Source organism: Pseudomonas sp. PS01303 (assembly GCF_029959385.1).
Classification (GTDB): domain Bacteria; phylum Pseudomonadota; class Gammaproteobacteria; order Pseudomonadales; family Pseudomonadaceae; genus Aquipseudomonas; species Aquipseudomonas rustica.
In genome coordinates this window covers 1-1,144 of record NZ_JASCPK010000313.1, presented here as the reverse complement: position 1 = coordinate 1,144, position 1,144 = coordinate 1, and the positions used below count along the sequence as shown (strand labels likewise).

The following is a 1,144-nucleotide window of genomic DNA, read 5'->3' as shown; positions in this document are numbered from 1 at the left end:
CTGTAGGAGCTGCCGCAGGCTGCGATCTGTTGATCTTGAAACACAGGCAAAAGATCGCAGCCTGCGGCAGCTCCTACAGTGACGCAAGGCCACAGGGTTTCAGAGCATCGGTTTGCCGCCGGTGACGCCGTAGCGCTGACCGGTGATGTAACTGGCTTCATCCGAGGCCAGCAGCACATAAATAGGCGCCACTTCCACCGGTTGACCTGGGCGGCCAAGCGGGGTTTGCGCACCAAAGTTCTGCACTTCTGCGTCGGGCATGGTCGAGACAATCAGCGGCGTCCAGATCGGCCCCGGCGCCACGCAGTTCACGCGAATTTCCTGCGGCCCGAGCATCTGCGCCAGACCGCCGGTGAAATTGGCAATCGCGCCTTTGGTGGTGGCATAGGCGAGCAGGCTGGGTTTGGGCATGTCCGAGTTGATCGAGCTGGTGTTGATGATCGACGAGCCGGCGCGCATGTGTTTGAGCGCCGCCTGGCACAGGCGGAAAATCGCCGTGATATTCACGTCAAAGGTCATCACCCATTCTTCGTCGGGGATTTCCTCGAAGGTTTCGTGGGTCATCTGAAACGCGGCGTTGTTGACCAGCACATCGATTCGGCCGAAGCTTTCGACGGTTTTATCGACCAAGGCCTGGCAGTGGGATTTCTGCGCGAGATCGCCCGGCAGCAAGAGGCACTGGCGCCCGGCCTGTTCGACCCAGCGTGCGGTTTCCTTGGCGTCTTCGTGTTCGTTCAGATAAGCGACCGCAACGTCTGCGCCTTCACGGGCAAACGCAATCGCTACGGCGCGACCGATGCCGCTGTCGGCGCCAGTGATCAGGGCAATTTTGCCGGCCAGGCGTCCAGAGCCGACGTAGCTTTGTTCGCCACAATCGGGATAAGGCTGCATTTTGCTTTGCGAACCGGGGACGGCTTGGGCTTGTTTGGCAAAGGGAGGTTTTGGATAGTCGGTCATCGCGGGTCTCCGAGGTCTCATGGCAGGTATGGGTGGTTGACCCGGGGTGTTTGCCGTGAGTTCGATCGGATTTGCGAGGATGATTTTGTATGAATACACAAACCCCTGTAGGAGTGAGCCTGCTCGCGATAGCGGTATTTCAGCTGACATTGATGTTGAATGTCAGGCCGCTATCGCGAGCAGGCTC

The 1,144-nt window shown here is 59.1% G+C and carries 1 protein-coding gene; it reads right to left on the bottom strand.

Translation table 11 applies throughout. The features are described from left to right. Window positions 1-99 precede the first annotated feature (99 nt). Window positions 100-957, bottom strand: a complete 858-nt coding sequence (locus QMX93_RS30735; RefSeq protein WP_282359336.1) for a glucose 1-dehydrogenase — start codon at window positions 955-957, stop codon at window positions 100-102. Window positions 958-1,144 lie beyond the last annotated feature (187 nt).

Bases quoted from the DNA above. Each gene is read 5' to 3' on its own strand.
- QMX93_RS30735 (WP_282359336.1), bottom strand. From the start codon at position 957: ATGACCGACTATCCAAAACCTCCCTTTGCCAAACAAGCCCAAGCCGTC.